Source organism: Acinetobacter sp. DSM 11652 (assembly GCF_900109815.1).
Lineage (GTDB): Bacteria > Pseudomonadota > Gammaproteobacteria > Pseudomonadales > Moraxellaceae > Acinetobacter.
On record NZ_FOBK01000003.1, the window covers coordinates 134,997 to 154,649 of the forward strand.

Sequence of the window (19,653 nt, forward strand, 5' to 3'; positions counted from 1 at the left end):
TCCTCACTCTTCTTCTGAATCATTTTTGTGCAAAACTTTTTATCTTGGCACGTTTGTAGCTTGCAATCTAATTGCATCGGACATCTTCAATTACTGTTTGGAATACGTCCCTCCACATTGAATGATGAACACTTTTTGAGTCTGCAGAACCGTGTCCTTATACTTTGAATATCGGGCCTAACTCAAAAATATGCAAGTGGTATTTTAAAAAATTAATAAAAGGATTACTCATTGTGACAAGTACTTACTTACGCGGACAGGCGCTTATTGATTCGATTCAAAATGCACCTTATTCCAGAGACTTAAGAGGTTATGGGGCGAATCCACCTCATCCTCATTGGCCTAATCAAGCGCGTATCGCAGTGCAATTTGTCTTAAATTATGAAGAAGGTGGTGAAAACCACATTGAGCACGGTGATCAAGGTTCAGAGCAATTTTTATCTGAAATCGTTGGTGCTGCCAGTTTTAATGCTAAGCATATGTCAATGGATTCAATGTATGAGTATGGGTCAAGAGTCGGTTTTTGGCGTATTCACAATGAGTTCAAGAAACGTCAATTACCCATGACTATTTTTGGTGTGGGAATGGCTTTGGCACGTCTTCCAGATGTGGTCGAAGCAATTAAATCTGCGGATTACGATGTGGTATCGCATGGTCAACGTTGGTTGCATTATCAGAATATGGATATTGAGACCGAAAGGCAGCATATGGATCAAGCCATTAGTGTACTTGAAACGCTATTCGGACAAGCCCCAATCGGTTGGTACACAGGTCGAGATAGTCCCAACACACGTCAACTTTTGACTGAATTTCCTCAAATCAAATACGACTGTGATTATTACGGCGATGATTTACCTTTTTGGACACAGCTCACCCATCCCAATGGGGAGCAGCATCCGCATTTAATTATTCCTTATACCCTAGACACCAACGACATGAAGTTTAGTTCAGCAGGTGGCTTCAATCATGGTGAACAGTTTTATCAATATCTAAAGGATGCCTTTGATGTCTTGTATGCCGAAGGGGAAACTGCACCAAAAATGATGTCTATTGGGATGCACTGCCGTCTTTTAGGACGCCCAGGACGCTTCAAGGCACTACAACAGTTCTTAGACTATGTTCAATCTCATGAACATGTTTGGATTTGTCGTCGTGGAGATATTGCGCAACATTGGATCGATCATTTCGCACCATAATTTCACATTCACGAGAAAAAGAGTGCTTTATAAGGTGCTCTTTTGATCTTTTTTCAGTCACTTTTTCCACCAAATCTACGTTGGCATTGTTATTGCAATTTAAGCCTAAAGTTTCAATGTATAGGTTTGAATTGTGTTGCTTTCAGAATTTAATCAAACATCTGTTGAACATCAGAAAGCATTTTTATTGCAATGTGTTCATATCCCACGATGGGGCGAGGAAATCATTCATTACGGTCCTTTTGACACACGAGAAGGACTATTAAAGTATGCTGAACAACATGCCATTACATGGACATGGGATGAAATTTTAGCAGCCCTAAATACACACCCAAGGATTGGCGAAAGAAAAGCAAAAATTGAATTATCAGAACAAGAACAAACTTTTTCAAGGCGTGAACAAGCACGCATCACACATGATCAAGAAGTTTTAGATGCGTTATATAAAGGCAACTTGGCCTATGAAAAAAAATTCGGTTTTATTTTTCTGATTAAAGCTTCTGGTTTGAATAGTGAAGAGATTCTGACTGCATTGGAATACCGCTTGCTAAACGATTTTGAGACTGAAAAAAGAATCGTCCATCGCCAACTTTTAGAAATTGCTTTACTGCGCCTCTCACAGGAAATTCAAGCATGATCAGCTCACATATTTTAGATACCCACCTTGGACGTCCTGCAAGTAATGTTGAAGTTAAGCTTTTTTCTGCGTCTGGAGAGTTATTAGCGATAGCCAAAACCAATTCTGATGGACGTGTGACAGCAGCAGATTTTGGACTCGATCAAATTGATGTCGCTGAATACAGCATCGAATTTATGACACAAGCTTATTTCTCAGCGCAGAACATCCCAACTTTTTTTCCTAAAGCCGTCATTCATTTTTCAGTAAACGATGCTCACCAACATTACCACATTCCCTTGCTCATTAGCCCTTATGCCTACTCCACCTATCGTGGCAGCTGAGCACTCGCAAATTTAAAATATAGAGGGATTTATTATGACTGCACACGAACAACAACAATCACCCGAACATGAATATCTTGGTGCTGGTAAAAGTGCTGCTTATGGCTTACAACATGTTTTAACCATGTATGGTGGCATTATAGCGCCTCCTCTGATCGTGGGTACGGCTGTAGGCTTATCAGGTATGGAAATTGGGCTACTCATCGCTGCTGCTTTATTTGTCGGTGGCTTAGCGACAATTTTACAAACCATAGGCGTTAAACATATTGGCGCACAATTGCCCTTGGTTCAGGGTGTCTCTTTTGCTGGTGTAGCCACAATGGTCGCAATTGTCACCACAGGTGGCGGATTACAGGCAGTCTATGGTGCCGTCATTGTGGCATCCCTTTTAGGTTTTTTCTTAGCGCCCTACTTCTCTAAAATTATTCGATTTTTTCCCCCAGTTGTTACAGGCTGTGTAATTACAATCATAGGCTTATCACTCCTGCCAGTTGCTGTGCGTTGGATGATGGGCGGCAATAAAAGTGCACCTGATTGGGGAAGTGCTGAAAATATTTGTTTAGCGTTAGCGACGCTTGCAATTGTCATAATATTGAATATGGCTGGCAGTGCCACAATTCGACGCCTTTCAATTTTACTGGCAATTATTCTTGGCACTGTCTTAGCATTTATGTTTGGCTTTGGTGATTTTAGCAAAGTTGGGGAAGGTCATTGGTTACAGGTTCCTAGCTTCTTTGCATTTGGTATGCCGACCTTTGAGTTTACAGCAATACTTTCCATGATCATTGTTACCCTCGTGATTATGACTGAGACTACAGCTGATATTATTGCAGTCGGTGAAATTATCGGTACCGATGTAGATTCAAAACGTATTTCAGATGGTCTACGCGCAGATATGTTATCAAGTGCAGCAGCACCGATCTTTGGTTCATTTATGCAAAGTGCGTTTGCGCAAAACGTTGGTTTAGTTGCAATAACAGGGATTAAAAGTCGCTATGTTGTCGCTGCTGGCGGGATAATTCTGGTCGTACTTGGATTACTCCCAGTGATGGGGCGTTTTATTGCAGCGATTCCTGTGCCTGTACTTGGGGGTGCTGGCCTTGTTTTATTTGGTACAGTAGCCGCGAGTGGTATCCGTACACTGGCAAAAATTGATTATAACGATCAGAAAAACTTAATTATTGTCGCGACTTCCATTGCTGCAGGAATGGTACCCATTATTGACCATTCGTTCTATTCCGACTTCCCAAAATGGGTCCAAACCTTGTTCCATTCGGGTATTAGCTCAACCTGCTTAATGGCGATAATCCTCAATATATTATTTAATCACTTAAAATTATTTGGACCGAAAATTAGTATTAAAAGTAAACAAATAATTGATTCTCATCATTAATTTAAACCATCTTTGTATCAATGCCTGCATACGTGGGCATTAATTTTTCCTTTCATCCACTTTTGGCTTTATTTTTGCAAAAGAATCGTTATTCTGTTACCGCTTTCTCTGGGGATTCTTTTATGAAACTTAATCAAATCGCAGCACTTTGCGCATTAGCTTCTACAGCAGCGTTTACTCAAGCAAGTCCAATTGTTTGGCAAGATTTCAGCCTAACTGGTCTTTATGGTGATAACTACCTAAACCCTTTCTCTCAACAAGAAGGTGAACGCTATACCATCACTGCTGAATATGCTGCAAAGCTTAAGTACTCGGATGTTTTCTTTTTCGTCGATCAACAATGGGGCGGAAAAGATGGTGATTCAACTTATCTTGAATTAGCTCCACGATTAAGTTTAAGTGAAGTTTCTGGCCAAAAACTAAGCGTTGGTCCAATCAAAGATGTATTGATTGCAACGACTTGGGAACACAACGCTGGTTATAACAACAATACTGAGTTCAATAACTTCTTGTATGGCGTAGGCTTTGCTTTAGATATTCCTTACACGCAATATGCAAATATTAACTTCTATCGAGTTGACAATGACTTGACTGAAGATGACTACCAAATGACGATCACTTACGCTGTTCCATTCAAGCTAGGCAATGAAGAATTCTTGGCAGATGCATTCCTTGATTGGTCTACAAATGAAGGTCCTGGTCATGCGAGTGAATTGAACTGGACAAGCCAATATAAATGGAATGTTGGTAAACATATCTCTCCAAAAACCAAATTGTATGTAGGTGTTGAACACTCTGTTTGGAACAATAAATTCGGTCAAAAAGGTCAAGACCAAAACGATGTAAGCGCATTGGTTAAATATCATTTCTAATTGATATTTATAATAAAAAAGCAAGACTAGTGTCTTGCTTTTTTTATGCTCAATAATCAAAATAAAGTTATAAATACTGACGATTAGAATAAAAAATGTCTTTTAAAATTCGTTTCGCAACTGAACAGGATTTAACTCAAATCCAAGATATTTACAACGATGAAATTCTGAATGGTTTTGCAACATGGAATGAGCAAGATCAAGACATTTATTATTATCAGAATTGGTATCGTCAGCATCTAATAGATCATTTCCCTATTTTTGTGGTTGAAAACGAACTCACCCAACAAATTGCAGGTTATGCTGAATACAGTACATTTAGAGCGATCAGTGGTTTTAGACAAACTGTCGAACACTCTGTGTATATTCATCCCAATTTTACACGTTTGGGTTTAGGCAAAGCTTTACTCCAACATTTAATTCAATACGCAAGCCAACATAAAATTCATGTCATGATCGCTGCTATAGATCATGAAAATTTTGCATCCATCAAATTACATGAATACTTTGGATTTAAACAAACAGGCTATTTACCTGAAGTCGGACAAAAATTTGGATCTTGGCGCAATCTCGTCTTATTCCAACTGAATCTAAATACTTAAAAAGGGCATTTAGCCCTTTTAGTTAAAATTTTTTAATCCAAAGGATTTCCAACAATATTACTGATAATACCTTTCATAATATGAGGTCCTTGTTCTTTTCTTAAGTCCTCATACCATTCACGAGTAATCGATTCGTCTTTCATATGCGTCACATCACAACGTTTACGCGCTCTCAATACCATTTCAGCAGTGCGTTCATTACGTTTGTTTTGATAACGTCTTAACGCATCCTGAATTCCCAGTGTATTAATCTGTAATGCCCGAGCCAAATAAATGGCATCTTCCATCGCTTGGCAACCGCCCTGCCCAATATCAGGTGTTGTACTATGTGCTGCATCGCCAACAATCACCACTCGCCCTTTATAGAAATCTGCAAATGGTTCTATATCATGGATTTCAACACGATTGGTTCGCTGTTCATCAATAGCATCAATCAATGTTTGTACTTGCGGACACCAACCGTCAAAATATTGTTTCAATAATTTTTTATATTGAGTACGATCATTTTCCAAACCTAATTCAAGTGGTACATCAAAGAAGAAATAAAAACGATTACCTGCGACTGGCATTAAAGAAGCTCGCTTCCCTTCTCCCACAAAGGTGGTCCACTGATCAGCAGGTGCCAGCGACTCAGAAATTTCGACCAACCCATTCCAATTCACATAACCGGCATAACGACGCTCAACTTGCTCACCTAAAACATAGGCACGCGTGATCGAATGAGTGCCATCCGCGCCGACCAATAAATCCGTGGTGATTTCTGTTCCGTCAGCAAAATGGATTTTGACGTCATCACCTTGATCCTCAAGTCCGATCATTTTTTTTGCAAGATGAATATCTTCACGCCCAAACTCATCCATCAACATATTTTGTAATTCAGCGCGAGAAACTGGATAAGGTCGCTGCCCAACTTCTTCAATCAACGGATATAAATTAAATTGCGTCATGACATCACCCGTGAGCCCATCGACATAAGCAAGGTGATCCATTTTCCCACCAAGTTGAGCGACTTGATCCGTGAGTCCTAGATAGTTCAAACATTTCACACCATTTGACCACAATGAAATCGCAGCACCCACGGGTAAAATTTTTTCAGTTTGTTCATATATTGAAACTTGATGACCAAATTTCTTCAGCGCAATTCCGGTCGTTAATCCTGCCATTCCGGCACCAATAATGGTGATATTCATTTTTACTTCCACAATTTTTTTTGCTTTAACCCACTGCTTAAAGCGAAAAACGTGCCATTTCCACCAATAGAGCGCTACATAAGTGCAAGGTTGGCACATGCTGTGCATTCTTTTTAAAGCCCTTAAGCAGATGCGACATAACAATGCATTACGATTCTAAGAATGCATTCTTTTGATAAGAATCAAGTTTTAAAGCAATAATGGAAGATGACATGGCAACACTATTGGCACCGGAATTTGAAATCCCTACTCCTTTACAGCAACTTACTAACCTTGCAGATGCCCGAATTGGTGCAAAAGTCACAACATGTTCTGATGATTTTTTTGCTGAAGCTCAACGTATGCTTCAGTTTGATGCGCCTATCTTTGTAGAAGGTAAATTTGATGATCATGGCAAGTGGATGGATGGATGGGAAACCCGTCGTAAACGTCACAGTGGTTATGATTGGGCGATTGTTCAGTTAGGTGTTGCAGGTAAAATTAAAGCACTCGATATTGATACCACTTTTTTTAGTGGTAATTATCCCGCTTCTGCTTCAGTAGAAGGGTGTTATGCACCAAATGAAAACTTAGATGATGCTGAATGGCACCAAATTTTACCAAATAGTATATTGGGACCAAGTCAGCACCATGTCTTTGAAGTTTCAATGAATCAGATCTTTACCCATCTTCGTTTAAATATTTTTCCAGATGGGGGTATCGCACGATTCCGCGTATATGGTGAAGTCAGCGTTAAAATCCAAGATCAAAGCCAAACCCTCGACCTGCTTGCACTTGAAAATGGTGGACGTGTTATTGCCTATAGTGATGCACACTTCGGACATCCACGTAATCTGATCAATCCAGGACGTGGGATTAATATGGGTGATGGTTGGGAAACCGCACGCCGTCGTGCACCCGGTTTCGACTGGTGTATTTTAGCTTTAGGGCAAGCTGGTCACATTGAAAAGATCGAGATTGATACAGCCCACTTTAAAGGAAATTATCCTGCTGAAGTGTCCATTCAAGCCATTTATATAGAAGATGCAACGGATCCTCAATTGACTCCACAAAGTATGTTTTGGCCTTTCTTATTAGATGCTCAACCAATGCAAATGGATCACATTCATAACTTTGTAAATGAAGTATTGGGACACGAAAAAATTTCTCATATTCGGGTGAATATGATTCCTGATGGAGGGATTAGCCGTATACGCCTCTGGGGTAAAGTAAATCCTTAGTTGAGCATTTGTTACTTTTAAAGTGATCTTATTTTGACTGCATTTTCGACACAATTCTAAATTGAAAATGCAGTATCTTTTTAGCGAATTTTTATGATGCATACCATTACCCTACAACCTTTAACCTCCGAAAATTTTGCACCTTTTGGTGACGTCATTGCTTGCCAAGGAAATGATTATTTTCATATTAACGATGCGCATACAGAGCGCTATCATGCTTTAGTGACCACTGAAATTATTGGCGATGCCAAAGCCGGGATTAGTATTTTTCGAAATATTCAAAGTACCAATATTCCGTTCAAAATTTCAATGCTTGAACGTCATCCTCATGGATCACAAGCTTTCATCCCGATGCAGGGACAAAAGTTTTTAGTAGTGGTTGCACCAAACTTAAATGCGGATCAGCCCGATATTTCAAACCTACAAGCTTTTATAACCAATGGCTCTCAAGGTGTAAACTATCGGGCAGGGACTTGGCATCATCCACTTTTAACATTGGAAAGCCCGAGTGATTTTGCGGTGGTGGATCGGATTGGTGCTGGGATTAATTGTGATGTGTTTCAGTTTGATTTTTTTAAAATAATTGATCGATAATGTTATTTGGTATGCATAAATTCTGAGCTAATATCGCACTGTACAATATAAAATATACTAGAGGGAATAATGGCGAAGTTCCTAAATACCAGTGCTACTAACTTTTATCTTGAAGAACTCATAAAAAATGCAAAGGAGCGCTTGATTCTAATCAGTCCTTATCTTCGACTAAATGATCGAATTAAAGAATTATTAGAAGATAAAGATCGTCTAAAAATTGATATTCGAATCGTGTATGGGAAAAGTGATTTACACCCTGAAGAAATTAAATGGCTGCAAAAGCTTGATTACGTCCGTCTCAGTTTTTGTAAAAACTTACACGCTAAATGCTACCTAAACGAAGGTGAATGTATTATTTCAAGCCTCAACCTATATGAGTTTAGCCAAGTTAATAATAATGAAATGGGTATTTTAGTCCGTAAATACGAAGATGATGAAGTGTTTAAAGAAGCTTATGAAGAAGCGCAGCGGATTATCCGTATTAGTGAAGAAGTTCGAATTACCTTAGATGAAGTTAAATCGGATAATACAGAACCTGAGCATATAGCTGATAACGAATCTGAGAGTAGCAAATTTAGCAAATTAACTTCAGCAAAACTTGCTGCAAAAGTTGGTTTAAAAACACCTGTTTTATTAGAAAAATTAGTTTCCAAGGGTTATCTCAAACTTGAAAATGAGAAGCATTTTTTAACGGATGCAGGCAAAGCAGCTGGGGGGGAATTTAGATCAGGTCAATTCGGAATTTATTTTTTATGGGATGAAAATTTAGAAATATAAACATCATGTTAATCAAAAAATTAATCTCCAACAGTATTTGGCATTGATTAGGCTTAAAGGAGTTATATCGATTTTCTTTAAGCCATGTTTAATTTTGACAAGCTGACATCACGTGTAATACCGCAGCAGTTCTCGTTTCCACAAACAGCTTCTCAAAAACGTGCTCTAAATGTTTATTGACGGTGCGTGGACTCAACTCCAAAATTTCTGCAATATCTCGGTTGGTTTTGCCAAGCGTTACCCAATGCATAACTTCAGCTTCACGTGGTGTTAAATTCGGACAAGCTTGAGCGATCTCTTCAACACTTGGCATGTGTGTTTGCTCTTTGATCTGAACCAAAACATGTTTAGGTAATTGTCCTTCTTTCAGCTTGGTCAATAAATTTAATTGTAATTGCTGATGCCCATGACCATATTGACCATGTAGCATTTCTTCTTGATACGATTGCTGGAAAAGTGCTTTTAACCAATGATTTATACTCTTTCTAAAATGAGTAATATCAATTCCATGTTGCGTTAATAAACCCTGCACTACAGGTGTCTGCCAAATAATTTCCCCATCCATATTCATCGACAAAATTGCACTGCCTGTTGCATCGAGCATTTGTTTCTGTTGGTGCATTAAACGGGCTTGCAGTAAATGCGTTTTGACACGTGCTTGTACTTCATCGATATTCAGTGGCTTTGTCACATAATCTACGCCCCCGACTTGAAAGCCTTTTACAATATGTTCGGTTTCCGTCAAACCCGTCATAAATATGACAGGGATGTGCTCAGTCATTGGACTCGCTTTAAGCTGTATACAGGTTTCAAAACCATCAATCTCAGGCATACTCCCATCCAATAAAATCATATCTGGCTGTGAACGGTGCGCAATTTCAATAGCAGTAAAACCATTAGTAGCAACTAAGACCTGATAGCCGGCTTGATCAAGACTCTCATGTAATAAACTTAGATTTTCAGGAATATCATCCACAATTAAAATGCTTTCTAACATAGCTTAACTCCCTTCCAAATGAGATCTGATATCAGATTGGTGCTCGTGTAATCGTTGTAATGCACGTTGGGTATCGAAGCGTTGAATATCAAATTCTATGTGCTGCCATATAGAAGGATCACAGACATTGAGTTTCTTGCAAATTTCGAGCATCTCTTTGGCTCCACGGATATAACCAATACTCAAATAATCTTCAAGTTTGATTAGCGCTTGTTCTGGTGCTACATCATCCTCATCAATCACGCTGACAGATAAAGCGTTGCTATCATAGTGTAAGGGTTCAACCTGTTTTTGAGGTTCTTCTGCGACTTGAGTTGGCTCATTCTGATGAACCCAGTTCAAGCCTAATTTATCTCCAATTTTGTTCAGTAGCAGATTTAAGTCCACGGGTTTGACCAGAAAGTCTTCATTCAATACATCGGTTTCAGGGTTCTGCATTCGTTCATTAGCATCTGCAGAAATAATGATGATGGGAACATTGGTCATTTTATTATTTCTCAATAATTTTGCAGTTTCCCACCCTCCCATCAAAGGCATACTCAAATCCATTAAAATTAAATCTGGTCGAAACTCAGGGACTTTTCTTAGACATTGCAATCCCGATTCTGCTTCTTCAAGAATAAAGCCGAGAGGTTTAAGGAAATTTAAAACTAGTCCACGATCAGTTGCTTCATTGTCTACGACCAATATTTTACGGCGATGTCCCATATAGCCAGATACTGTATTCGATGCGACATCAGCAATCGGATGAATGACCGACTTTGAAGGTAAATATAGTTTTATTTTAAAAACTGAACCGTTTTTTAACGTACTGCTTACCTTTAACTCCCCACCGAGAATATCCACCAATAGTTTAACAATTGGTAAACCCAAACCTGTTCCAGCAAAGCTCCCTTGTACGACATTTTGTCCGCGCTCAAAAGGCTGGAATATTCGCTCTAGATCTGCTTCAGCAATCCCGCATCCCGTATCATAAATTTCAAAATATGCCGTCTGAAAGCGATAATCTACTCGAAATTTCACCTCTCCTTCGAGCGTAAATTTCAAAGCATTTCCCATTAAATTGATAAGGATCTGTTCAAGTCTTTTTTTATCTATACGTACGTATTGTGGTATTTTTTCACTAATTTCGACCGTAAATTTCAGTTGTTTTTGTTGGAATTGTGGCTCAAACATATTCACGATTTGTTGGAGAAACTTCGGAAATTCAATATTCGACATTTCTAAAGAAATTTTACCTGTTTCAATCCTTGCAAGATCAAGTAAACCATCAATCAAGGACGTTAAATGCTGTCCACTACGACGAATCACGCCCAGCGCAGCTTTTCCTTGTTCAGAGAGTTGTTCTTGTTTATTGAGTAACTGGCTATATCCTAAAATACTATTTAGAGGTGTTCTCAGTTCATGACTAATTCCAACAACATAACGACTTTTGGCCTCATTGGCTTTTTCAGCTTGAGTTCGTGCATCTTGTAATTGCCGATCTGTAATTTTATGCGCTTCAATTTCGTCCATGAGCAGTTGTGTTTGCATATTACTTTCAAGCTGAGCTTGTCGGCGACTTTCATCATTGAGTACCAACCACCATGCTGCAACACATAACAGTAAAAATAATACGGCATAAATTTTCACAAATAGCATCAGCAACTCATGCTGTTGAGTTGATCCAAATACTGTGCCGAATTTACTCAGTTCTTGTAAATAAACCAGACTTAAACTGACTGCCAAAACCACACTCAGAACAAAGATCATCAAAATATAAAGACTCAATCTAGTATTGATGTATCTCAACCATTGGCGCGGTAGAAACCAAACTGCAAAATGCTTAAGTTGTGCAGACCATCGTGCATGAGGCTTACATAAATCATGGCAACGAGCTTCTAAGGTACAGCATAAAGAACAAATCATATTGTTATAAGCAGGACAAGTCGCCATGTCAGCCATTTCATACTCATGCTCACAAACCACACATCGTTGTGTCTCTATTGGTTTTAATGATTTATCTTCATGACGTGCGATGTAGTATTTGCCACGAGTAAAATAAGCAAGCATAGGGACACAGACGATAGCTGAACCTAAAGCAATAAATCCTGCTAAGGATTTTGCGATATCACCAAATAATCCCCAGTAGCATAAAATCGACAATAAGGATGCAATACATAAACTGCCAACACCGACTGGATTAATGTCATAGAGGTAAGCACGCCTAAACTCAATTCCTTTCGGGCTCAGCCCCAATGGCTTACAGATGACGAGATCAGCAACGATGGCACCCACCCATGCCAAGGCCACATTACTATAAAGCCCTAATACACGCTCCACCGCATGGATGACACCCAGCTCCATCAACAATAGCGCAATAAAAATATTGAATACTAACCAGACCACACGTCCGGGATGACTGTGCGTTAAGCGTGCAAAGAAATTAGACCATGCCAATGAGCCAGCATAAGCATTGGTTACGTTGATCTTTAACTGTGCGATACACACAAACATGACTGTAAGAAATAATGCAGCAGCAGGATGCTCAATCACTTGTTGGTAGGCGATCCAATATAGATAATTCGGATTGCTTAACTCATGATTCGGTACCATAAATTTAAGGGCGAGTACCATTAAAATCATGCCCATAAAAATTTTAATGAATCCCACCAATATCCATGCAGGACCGCCTAAAAATACCGCCCAATTCCATTTCTTTTGAGCATTTTTTTTGTCTGGCAAAAATCTTAAATAATCAGCTTGTTCACCAATCTGCGTAATCAGCGCAAACAAAACAGTGCAAGATGCGCCAAAAAAAGCCAAATTGAATCCTGCGCTTTGACTTTGCGCGCCTTCTATTAGGGCAACTTCAGAAAGCAGAGTCGGATGCTTCACCAAAACAAAGCACCATGGTAGTAATAATAAAAAAATCCATAATGGTTGGGTAAACGCTTGTACTTTATTAATAAATCCTATGCCTTTGATCACTAGGGGCAGAATAATAAGCGCAGAAATTAAATAACCTAGACTCAGCGGCACACCTAAACCAAGCTTAAGCGCCAAAGCCATGATAGCGGCTTCAAAAGCAAAGAAGATGAAAGTAAAACTGGCGTAAATGACTGAAGTTATAGATGAACCGATATAGCCAAAGCCTGCGCCCCGTGTAAGTAGGTCAATATCAACATTGTATTTTGCCGCGTAATATCCAATAGGCCAACTGGTCAAAAAGATAATGATTGAAACGACCACTAAGGCCCAGAATGCATTGCTAAAGCCGTATTGCCATAACATGGTTGCACCAAGCGCTTCCATCGCTAGAAAACTGACTGCTGCAAGCGCTGTATTGGTCACCGTCCAAAGGGACCACCGTCTTACTGACCTCGGTGCGTAGCGTAGTGCATAGTCTTCAATACTCTCATCAACCACCCAGGTATTGTATTTACGGCGTGTATGAATCACCCGTTGCGGTGCTTGAGGAGTATTGCTAGATGAAACCATAAAGCTAGGCAATTTAAATAGACCCTTACAGTTAGCAAAATCTATGCCCAGCTTAACTTTCATCAAAAAACATTTTGAGGAACATCGATATACGTAAAGTGACGTATATGCTCATTTTTTAACACCCCTTAGGCTTAAGTCCATAGCAAGCGCAAACAATAAATCGCGCAATGGCCTTATCCACTTCATCAGGGGAACACCAATGACCTTAAAATCTAAAGTTAAAACATCTGGCTTACTCGCAGGACTACTCGCTGTTCCTTTTTTACTGGCACCTGTCTTGACCACTGCGAGTGCTCCAGCGACAGCAAAAGTAAATACAACCAAACTTAACGTAAATGATAAATTCGTCTATGTCGGTCAGCTTCATTCAGCGACAGGAACGATGGCAATCTCTGAAACAGGAGCCATCCAAGCAGAACGTTTAGCCATTGAGCAGATCAACAAACAAGGTGGTGTATTAGGTCGTCAGATTAAAATTGTTCAAGAAGATGGTGCATCTGACTGGCCAACTTTCGCTGAGAAAGCCCGAAAATTAACTGAAAAGGATCGTGTTGCAGCAATTTTTGGTTGCTGGACTTCAGCTTCTCGTAAAGCCGTATTACCTATTATTGAACGAAATAATTCGCTTCTGTATTACCCAACATTCTATGAAGGTCTAGAACAATCTAAAAATGTGATTTATACCGGTCAAGAAGCTACGCAACAGGTGCTTGAGTCTCTGAATTGGCTTGCACGTGAGAAAAAAGCCAAAACATTCTATTTAATCGGTTCTGACTATATTTGGCCACGTACCACCATGAAAATTGCCCGTACACACATTGAAAAAGTGTTGAAAGGTAAAGTCGTCGGTGAAGAATACTACCCGCTTGGACATACGCAATTTGGTTCTTTAATTAACAAAACCAAACTTCGTAAACCAGATGCAATTGTCGCTGCCGTGGTGGGTGGATCAAACGTTTCATTCTATAAGCAAATGAAAGCTGCAGGCGTGACTGGCGATAAGCAAACACTGCTCACCTTCTCTGTGACAGAAGATGAATTACTGGGGATTGGTGGCGAAAATATGAAGGGCTTCTACTCTTCAATGAAATATTTCCAAAGTCTAAATAATTCAAGTAACGCAGCTTTCGTAAAAGCATTTAAAGCGAAATATGGTCCTAAAGCAGTAATTGGTGATGTGACTCAAGCAGCTTATCTTGGTCCATGGCTATGGAAAGCCGCAGTTGAAAAAGCTGGTAGTTTTGATGTTGCCAAAGTTACCAAAGCCTCTCCAGGCATCGAAATGAAAAATGCGCCTGAAGGTTACGTGAAAATTGATGCCAATCATCATTTATGGAGCAAATCACGTATTGCACAAGTGCAAACCAATGGTCAATTCAAAGTGGTCTACGAATCAAAAGGTTTAATCAAGCCTAATCCATTCCCTAAAGGCTACTAATCGACAGCACATGATCAGGAGAGACCTCTCCTGATCTTTTCATTTCAAACCTATTATTTAAAGCTTGGAGGATGAGGCGATGGATTTATCTTTAGCTGACTTCGGTGCAATATTTGCGATGCAAGGCTTTAATGGTCTTTCTGTTTTCTGTGTGCTGTTGTTAATGGCACTGGGCCTTGCAATTATTTTTGGGCAAATGGGTGTCATCAATATGGCACATGGTGAATTCCTCACAATAGGCGCGTATACCACATTTGTCATTTCAACCCTGACAGAAAGCTATTTTCCTCAATTGCTTCCCTATTATTTTATTGTAGCGATTGTGGCAGCTTTTCTGACAGCAGGCATTATCGGCTATATGGTCGAACGGCTCATGATTAGTCGGCTTTATCAGCGGCCACTCGATACTTTGCTTGCAACTTGGGGCTTGAGCTTAATCATGCAACAAGTGTTTCGCTCTACATTTGGTCCCAAAGAAGTGAGTCCAACACTACCTGATTGGCTTATGGGCTCCTATCAACCGACAGAGACGATTGATATTCCTATTAATGGCTTATTCCTTGTCGGTGTCACACTCACCGTGACTGCTTTCGTCTATTTCCTTATCTATCGTTCTCGCTGGGGCTTACAGCTCCGTGCGACAAACCAAAACCGTTTCATGAGTGGTGCCGTTGGTATTAATACAAAGCGTGTGGACAGTCTAACATTCGCATTAGGTTGTGGTTTGGCCGGTATTGCTGGTGCGGCGTTTACAACAATTGGCTCAACTGGTCCAACTGCAGGCTCTCTCTATATCGTAGACACGTTCTTGGTTGTGGTGTTTGGTGGAGCTGCAAGTCTATTAGGCACTATCGCTTCGGCTTTCAGTATTGCACAAGCCCAGTCAGTCCTAGAATTCTTCCTTTCAGGCTCTGTTGCCAAAGTCATTACCTTAGCGACGGTCATCATCATTTTGATGTTACGTCCTCAAGGTTTGTTCTCAATCAAAGTTCGTAAATAGGTATTCAGGAGAGATTGATATGAGTAATCCAATGAATGCCTTGTTAGGCGGTAAAGAAGGTGCGATTGGACTGGCTATATTGGCAGTACTGATCCTATTTGTAATGCCCATGTTTTTAGATGTTTTCCGTCTCAATTTAATGGGTAAATATCTTACGTTTGCCTTTGTCGCGATTGGTTTAGTGCTGTGCTGGGGTTACGGCGGCATTTTGAGTTTAGGTCAGGGTATTTTCTTTGGGATCGGTGGCTACTGTATGGCCATGTTCCTCAAGCTCGAAGCTTCTGACATGCAATCCACAGCAGCTCAAACCACACCCGGTATTCCTGATTTTATGGACTGGAACCAAATTACCAGCCTACCAATGTTCTGGGAACCATTCCATAGTTTCACATTTACCCTATTCGCGATTGTAATTATTCCAATTTTATTGGCTTTTATTATTGGTTTTGCAATGTTTACTCGTCGTGTAGGAGACGTGTATTTCTCTATCATCATGCAAGCAATTGTGGCGATTTTGACAATTTTGATTATTGGTCAACAAGGCTTTACTGGTGGTATCAACGGTATTACTGATCTCAAGACATTACATGGCTGGGACATCCGTACGGATGAAGCAAAGTACGTTTTGTATTACATCAATGCATTGTTACTCATCGCAGTCATCATGATCAGTCGCTTTGTTCTCAGCTCAAAGTTAGGTCGCTTACTTTCTGCAATGCGTGAAAAAGAAGAACGTGTACGTTTTTCTGGCTATGACGTTTCAATGTACAAAGTCTTTATCTTCTGCTTTGCGGCAGTCGTTTCTTCCGTCGGTGGGGCAATGTTTACACTGCAAGTCGGCTTCATGTCTCCAACAATTATTGGCATCGTCCCATCTATTGAAATGGTGATCTTGGCTGCAGTAGGCGGACGTTTATCACTGATTGGAGCTGTATATGGTGCAGTTTTAGTTAACCTCGGTAAAACTTACTTCTCTGAAGCATTCCCTGAAGTATGGTTGTACTTCCTTGGTGCATTGTTCATAGGCGTTGTGATGTTCTTACCGAATGGTTTAGCTGGCTTATATGAAAAATATGTTCGCCCACTTATCTTCAAAGATAAAAAAACAACGGCTTCGCCTCCCCCCCATCAACCCACGGAGTCCAAAAAAGATAGCAATATTGAAGTAGAAGGAGGTGTGAAATGAGTAAAGTCGGCGTAGAAATGGCAAAACCTGTACTTGTAATTGAAGATCTCACAGTCTCGTTTGACGGCTTTAAAGCCGTCAGCGATCTCAACTTCTATCTCGATAAAAACGAAGTTCACGTGGTGATCGGCCCTAATGGTGCAGGTAAAACAACAGTGTTAGATTTGATTTGCGGTAAAACTAAAGCAACTTCTGGCACGATCAAATTTAATGATATTGAACTGACTAAGCTCAAAGAGTTCGAAATCGTTCGTAAAGGTGTCGGTCGTAAATTTCAAAATCCCAATATTTACGAAAACCTTTCAGTCTATGACAACCTCGAAATGTCTTTCCCACGTGGTCGTAATGTGTTTGGGGCTTTGTTCTTTAAGCGAACCAAAGATGTCGAAGAGCGTATCCAAGAAGTCGCTTCAAAAATTTTCCTCACTGATTTATTACACACCTCCGCAGGCCTATTGTCTCATGGACAAAAACAATGGCTTGAAATAGGGATGTTGCTTATGCAAGACCCCGAGTTGTTAATGCTGGATGAACCTGTGGCAGGCATGAGTGTTTCTGAGCGCGAACAGACAGCACAACTGCTTCGTGAAATCAGTAAAGGACGCTCAGTCCTCGTGATTGAGCACGATATGGAGTTTGTAAAAACCATTGCAGATAAAGTGACAGTATTGCACCAAGGGAAAATCCTCGCAGCAGGAAAAATGGATGATGTGCAAAGTGATCCAAAAGTCATTGAAGTCTATCTCGGACACTAAGGAGGCCTTATGAGCGGATTATTAGAAATTAGTTCTTTGTGTTCAGGTTATAAACAAAGCCAAGTCATTCATGATCTAGAACTTAAAATTCAACCCAAAGAAATTGTGGCGATTATGGGTCGAAATGGGATGGGAAAAACCACACTGTTTAAAACCCTTATCGGTGATATTAAAAATACTCAAGGCGAAATCAAGCTCGATGGTAAAAACTTAGAAAAGCTTGACCCGTATCAACGCGTGGAAAATGGTGTTGCCTATGTTCCTCAAGGTCGTATGATTTTCTCAACCATGTCTGTTCTAGAGAATATTCAAACGGGTCTCCCTGCGTCTGCCCATGGCAAAGTACCTGACGATCTGTATGAGCTTTTCCCTGTACTTTGGGATATGCGTAAACGCAAAGGGGGAAATTTATCTGGTGGACAACAGCAACAATTGGCAATTGCACGTGCACTCGCCACCAATCCCAAAGTATTGCTGCTCGATGAACCTACCGAGGGAATCCAGCCCTCGATTATTAAAGATATTGCGAAAACGCTAAAAGAAATTCGCGATCAACGAGACCTCACTATCGTGGTCTCCGAGCAAGTACTGAGCTTTACTATGGCGATGGCAGATCGCTTCTTGGTCATCGATAAAGGCCGTTTTGCTTATGAAGATGTCAGAGCGAATGTCGATGAAGCGACCATTAGCAAATATCTTTCAGTTTAAAGCACGTCATCTCATCAACTCTTAATTTGGCATCTCCCTCGATTTTTCGGGGGATTTTTTTTTGACCATTTGTTGGAGTGGTATTGTTATTTCGATCTAAAGACTCATTCACAATATCGCTTCATATACGCAATTCACCGTATTTTGCATCGATCAATTTCACGAGAAACTCCTTACATAGATTTTAATTTTAAAGATATGGGGAGTAAGTTGAATGCGTCACGGTGATATCTCAAGTAGTCCAAATACAGTAGGTGTAGCAGTAGTGAACTATAAAATTCCACGCTTGCACACCAAAGCAGAAGTACTTGAGAATGCAAAAAAAATTGCTGAAATGTTGAAAGGAATTAAACAAGGTATTCCAGGTATGGATCTCATTGTTTTTCCTGAATACAGCACCATGGGCATTATGTATGATCATGATGAAATGATGGCAACGGCAGCCACAATCCCAGGTGATGAAACGGCAATTTTCTCTCAAGCTTGTATTGAAGCAAATGTTTGGGGCGTATTCTCAATTACTGGGGAACAGCACGAAGAACACCCGCATAAAGTGCCATATAACACCTTAGTGCTCATCAATAACAAAGGTGAAATCGTTCAAAAATATCGCAAGATTATTCCATGGTGCCCAATTGAAGGCTGGTGCCCTGGAGATACGACTTATGTGACAGAGGGCCCTAAAGGCATCAAGATGTCACTCATTATCTGTGACGACGGCAATTACCCTGAAATTTGGCGCGACTGTGCGATGAAAGGTGCTGAACTTGTGGTGCGATGCCAAGGTTATATGTACCCGGCTGATGAACAGCAAATCAATATGGCCAAATGTATGGCTTGGGCAAATAACGTTTATGTCGCTGTTGCCAATTGTACTGGTTTTGATGGGGTATATACCTACTTTGGACATTCGGCAGTGGTCGGCTTTGACGGACGTACATTAGGTGAATGTGGTACGGAAGAAAATGGTATCCAATACGCACAGTTATCACTCACAGAAATACGTGATGCACGTAAATACGATCAATCACAAAACCACTTGTTCAAGCTGCTACACCGTGGCTATACAGGCGTATACAACAATGGTGATGGTGATAAAGGGGTTGCCGATTGTCCATTCGACTTCTACAAGACATGGGTCTTAGACGCACAAAAAGCACAGGAAAATGTTGAGCAGTTTACGCGTTCAACCATTGGCGTTGCAGAGTGCCCAATTGGCAACTTACCTCACGAAGGGTTAGAGAAAGAAGCTTCTTAAAGAAGCTTCGTCCGACTTGATTTC

18 protein-coding genes are annotated in these 19,653 nt (G+C 40.2%); 15 read left to right on the forward strand and 3 right to left on the reverse strand.

Annotated features, from left to right (window positions below; genetic code table 11):
• Window positions 1–233 precede the first annotated feature (233 nt).
• The 6 genes from puuE to BMW42_RS04350 all read left to right on the forward strand — a co-directional run bounded on the left by puuE (window position 234) and on the right by BMW42_RS04350 (window position 5,023).
• Entirely contained in the window at window positions 234–1,196 is a 963-nt protein-coding gene (puuE, locus tag BMW42_RS04325) for an allantoinase PuuE (RefSeq protein ID WP_092766528.1), read from the forward strand.
• Between the two features lie 133 nt (window positions 1,197–1,329).
• Window positions 1,330–1,833, forward strand: a complete 504-nt coding sequence (gene uraD / locus BMW42_RS04330; RefSeq protein WP_035264722.1) for a 2-oxo-4-hydroxy-4-carboxy-5-ureidoimidazoline decarboxylase — start codon at window positions 1,330–1,332, stop codon at window positions 1,831–1,833.
• Window positions 1,830–2,156, forward strand: coding sequence for a hydroxyisourate hydrolase (uraH, locus tag BMW42_RS04335; protein WP_035264724.1), 327 nt, complete (start codon window positions 1,830–1,832; stop codon window positions 2,154–2,156). The genes uraD and uraH overlap by 4 nt, the downstream gene beginning before the upstream one ends.
• Before the next feature lie 34 nt (window positions 2,157–2,190).
• Window positions 2,191–3,549, forward strand: a complete 1,359-nt coding sequence (locus BMW42_RS04340; RefSeq protein ID WP_092766529.1) for a nucleobase:cation symporter-2 family protein — start codon at window positions 2,191–2,193, stop codon at window positions 3,547–3,549.
• A gap of 122 nt (window positions 3,550–3,671) precedes the next feature.
• On the forward strand, window positions 3,672–4,421 hold the full coding sequence (locus BMW42_RS04345; protein WP_092766621.1) for an outer membrane protein OmpK: 750 nt from the start codon (window positions 3,672–3,674) through the stop codon (window positions 4,419–4,421).
• 95 nt (window positions 4,422–4,516) lie between these two features.
• Entirely contained in the window at window positions 4,517–5,023 is a 507-nt protein-coding gene (locus BMW42_RS04350) for a GNAT family N-acetyltransferase (protein ID WP_092766530.1), read from the forward strand.
• Between the two features lie 32 nt (window positions 5,024–5,055).
• On the opposite strand, the gene hpxO is transcribed toward BMW42_RS04350, so the two are convergent.
• Window positions 5,056–6,213 carry an FAD-dependent urate hydroxylase HpxO gene (gene hpxO, locus BMW42_RS04355; protein WP_092766622.1) on the reverse strand — a complete coding sequence of 386 codons (1,158 nt, stop codon included), beginning with the start codon at window positions 6,211–6,213 and terminating at the stop codon, window positions 5,056–5,058.
• Between the two features lie 212 nt (window positions 6,214–6,425).
• Here hpxO and alc point away from each other — a divergent pair, with 212 nt between their 5' ends.
• The 3 genes from alc (at window position 6,426) to BMW42_RS04370 (ending at window position 8,804) form a co-directional block, all read left to right on the forward strand.
• The gene (gene alc / locus BMW42_RS04360; protein WP_092766531.1) at window positions 6,426–7,433 is read left to right on the forward strand and encodes an allantoicase; all 1,008 of its coding nucleotides are present in this window, start codon (window positions 6,426–6,428) and stop codon (window positions 7,431–7,433) included.
• A 93-nt stretch (window positions 7,434–7,526) separates the two neighbouring features.
• Window positions 7,527–8,027: an ureidoglycolate lyase gene (locus BMW42_RS04365; protein ID WP_092766532.1), complete on the forward strand. Its 501-nt coding sequence runs from the start codon at window positions 7,527–7,529 to the stop codon at window positions 8,025–8,027.
• A gap of 69 nt (window positions 8,028–8,096) precedes the next feature.
• Window positions 8,097–8,804 (forward strand): phospholipase D family protein, encoded by a 708-nt coding sequence (locus tag BMW42_RS04370; protein ID WP_092766533.1) that lies wholly within the window; start codon window positions 8,097–8,099, stop codon window positions 8,802–8,804.
• Between the two features lie 88 nt (window positions 8,805–8,892).
• Here the strand turns inward: BMW42_RS04370 and BMW42_RS04375 are convergent, their stop codons facing one another.
• Window positions 8,893–9,801 (reverse strand): response regulator transcription factor, encoded by a 909-nt coding sequence (locus tag BMW42_RS04375; protein WP_092766534.1) that lies wholly within the window; start codon window positions 9,799–9,801, stop codon window positions 8,893–8,895.
• A 3-nt stretch (window positions 9,802–9,804) separates the two neighbouring features.
• Window positions 9,805–13,281: a hybrid sensor histidine kinase/response regulator gene (locus tag BMW42_RS04380; protein WP_092766535.1), complete on the reverse strand. Its 3,477-nt coding sequence runs from the start codon at window positions 13,279–13,281 to the stop codon at window positions 9,805–9,807.
• A gap of 202 nt (window positions 13,282–13,483) precedes the next feature.
• Here BMW42_RS04380 and urtA point away from each other — a divergent pair, with 202 nt between their 5' ends.
• From urtA to BMW42_RS04410, 6 genes are all read left to right on the forward strand, one after another.
• The gene (gene urtA / locus BMW42_RS04385; RefSeq protein WP_035264741.1) at window positions 13,484–14,722 is read left to right on the forward strand and encodes an urea ABC transporter substrate-binding protein; all 1,239 of its coding nucleotides are present in this window, start codon (window positions 13,484–13,486) and stop codon (window positions 14,720–14,722) included.
• A gap of 79 nt (window positions 14,723–14,801) precedes the next feature.
• Complete coding sequence (urtB, locus tag BMW42_RS04390) at window positions 14,802–15,722, forward strand: urea ABC transporter permease subunit UrtB (RefSeq protein WP_092766536.1); 921 nt, start codon at window positions 14,802–14,804, stop codon at window positions 15,720–15,722.
• Window positions 15,723–15,741: 19 nt separating this feature from the next.
• A complete protein-coding gene (gene urtC, locus BMW42_RS04395) occupies window positions 15,742–16,908 on the forward strand; it encodes an urea ABC transporter permease subunit UrtC (RefSeq protein ID WP_092766537.1) in 1,167 nt (388 codons plus the stop codon).
• Entirely contained in the window at window positions 16,905–17,663 is a 759-nt protein-coding gene (urtD, locus tag BMW42_RS04400) for an urea ABC transporter ATP-binding protein UrtD (protein ID WP_092766538.1), read from the forward strand. The genes urtC and urtD overlap by 4 nt, the downstream gene beginning before the upstream one ends.
• A gap of 9 nt (window positions 17,664–17,672) precedes the next feature.
• Window positions 17,673–18,371 (forward strand): urea ABC transporter ATP-binding subunit UrtE, encoded by a 699-nt coding sequence (urtE, locus tag BMW42_RS04405; RefSeq protein WP_035264750.1) that lies wholly within the window; start codon window positions 17,673–17,675, stop codon window positions 18,369–18,371.
• Between the two features lie 214 nt (window positions 18,372–18,585).
• On the forward strand, window positions 18,586–19,629 hold the full coding sequence (locus tag BMW42_RS04410; RefSeq protein ID WP_035264753.1) for an aliphatic amidase: 1,044 nt from the start codon (window positions 18,586–18,588) through the stop codon (window positions 19,627–19,629).
• Window positions 19,630–19,653 lie beyond the last annotated feature (24 nt).

Coding starts and splice junctions, on each gene's coding strand:
- uraH (WP_035264724.1), top strand. CDS start 1,830: ATGATCAGCTCACATATTTTAGATACCCACCTTGGACGTCCTGCAAGT.
- BMW42_RS04340 (WP_092766529.1), top strand. CDS start 2,191: ATGACTGCACACGAACAACAACAATCACCCGAACATGAATATCTTGGT.
- BMW42_RS04345 (WP_092766621.1), top strand. CDS start 3,672: ATGAAACTTAATCAAATCGCAGCACTTTGCGCATTAGCTTCTACAGCA.
- BMW42_RS04350 (WP_092766530.1), top strand. CDS start 4,517: ATGTCTTTTAAAATTCGTTTCGCAACTGAACAGGATTTAACTCAAATC.
- hpxO (WP_092766622.1), bottom strand. CDS start 6,213: ATGAATATCACCATTATTGGTGCCGGAATGGCAGGATTAACGACCGGA.
- alc (WP_092766531.1), top strand. CDS start 6,426: ATGGCAACACTATTGGCACCGGAATTTGAAATCCCTACTCCTTTACAG.
- BMW42_RS04365 (WP_092766532.1), top strand. CDS start 7,527: ATGATGCATACCATTACCCTACAACCTTTAACCTCCGAAAATTTTGCA.
- BMW42_RS04370 (WP_092766533.1), top strand. CDS start 8,097: ATGGCGAAGTTCCTAAATACCAGTGCTACTAACTTTTATCTTGAAGAA.
- BMW42_RS04375 (WP_092766534.1), bottom strand. CDS start 9,801: ATGTTAGAAAGCATTTTAATTGTGGATGATATTCCTGAAAATCTAAGT.
- BMW42_RS04380 (WP_092766535.1), bottom strand. CDS start 13,281: ATGGTTTCATCTAGCAATACTCCTCAAGCACCGCAACGGGTGATTCAT.
- urtA (WP_035264741.1), top strand. CDS start 13,484: ATGACCTTAAAATCTAAAGTTAAAACATCTGGCTTACTCGCAGGACTA.
- urtB (WP_092766536.1), top strand. CDS start 14,802: ATGGATTTATCTTTAGCTGACTTCGGTGCAATATTTGCGATGCAAGGC.
- urtC (WP_092766537.1), top strand. CDS start 15,742: ATGAGTAATCCAATGAATGCCTTGTTAGGCGGTAAAGAAGGTGCGATT.
- urtD (WP_092766538.1), top strand. CDS start 16,905: ATGAGTAAAGTCGGCGTAGAAATGGCAAAACCTGTACTTGTAATTGAA.
- urtE (WP_035264750.1), top strand. CDS start 17,673: ATGAGCGGATTATTAGAAATTAGTTCTTTGTGTTCAGGTTATAAACAA.
- BMW42_RS04410 (WP_035264753.1), top strand. CDS start 18,586: ATGCGTCACGGTGATATCTCAAGTAGTCCAAATACAGTAGGTGTAGCA.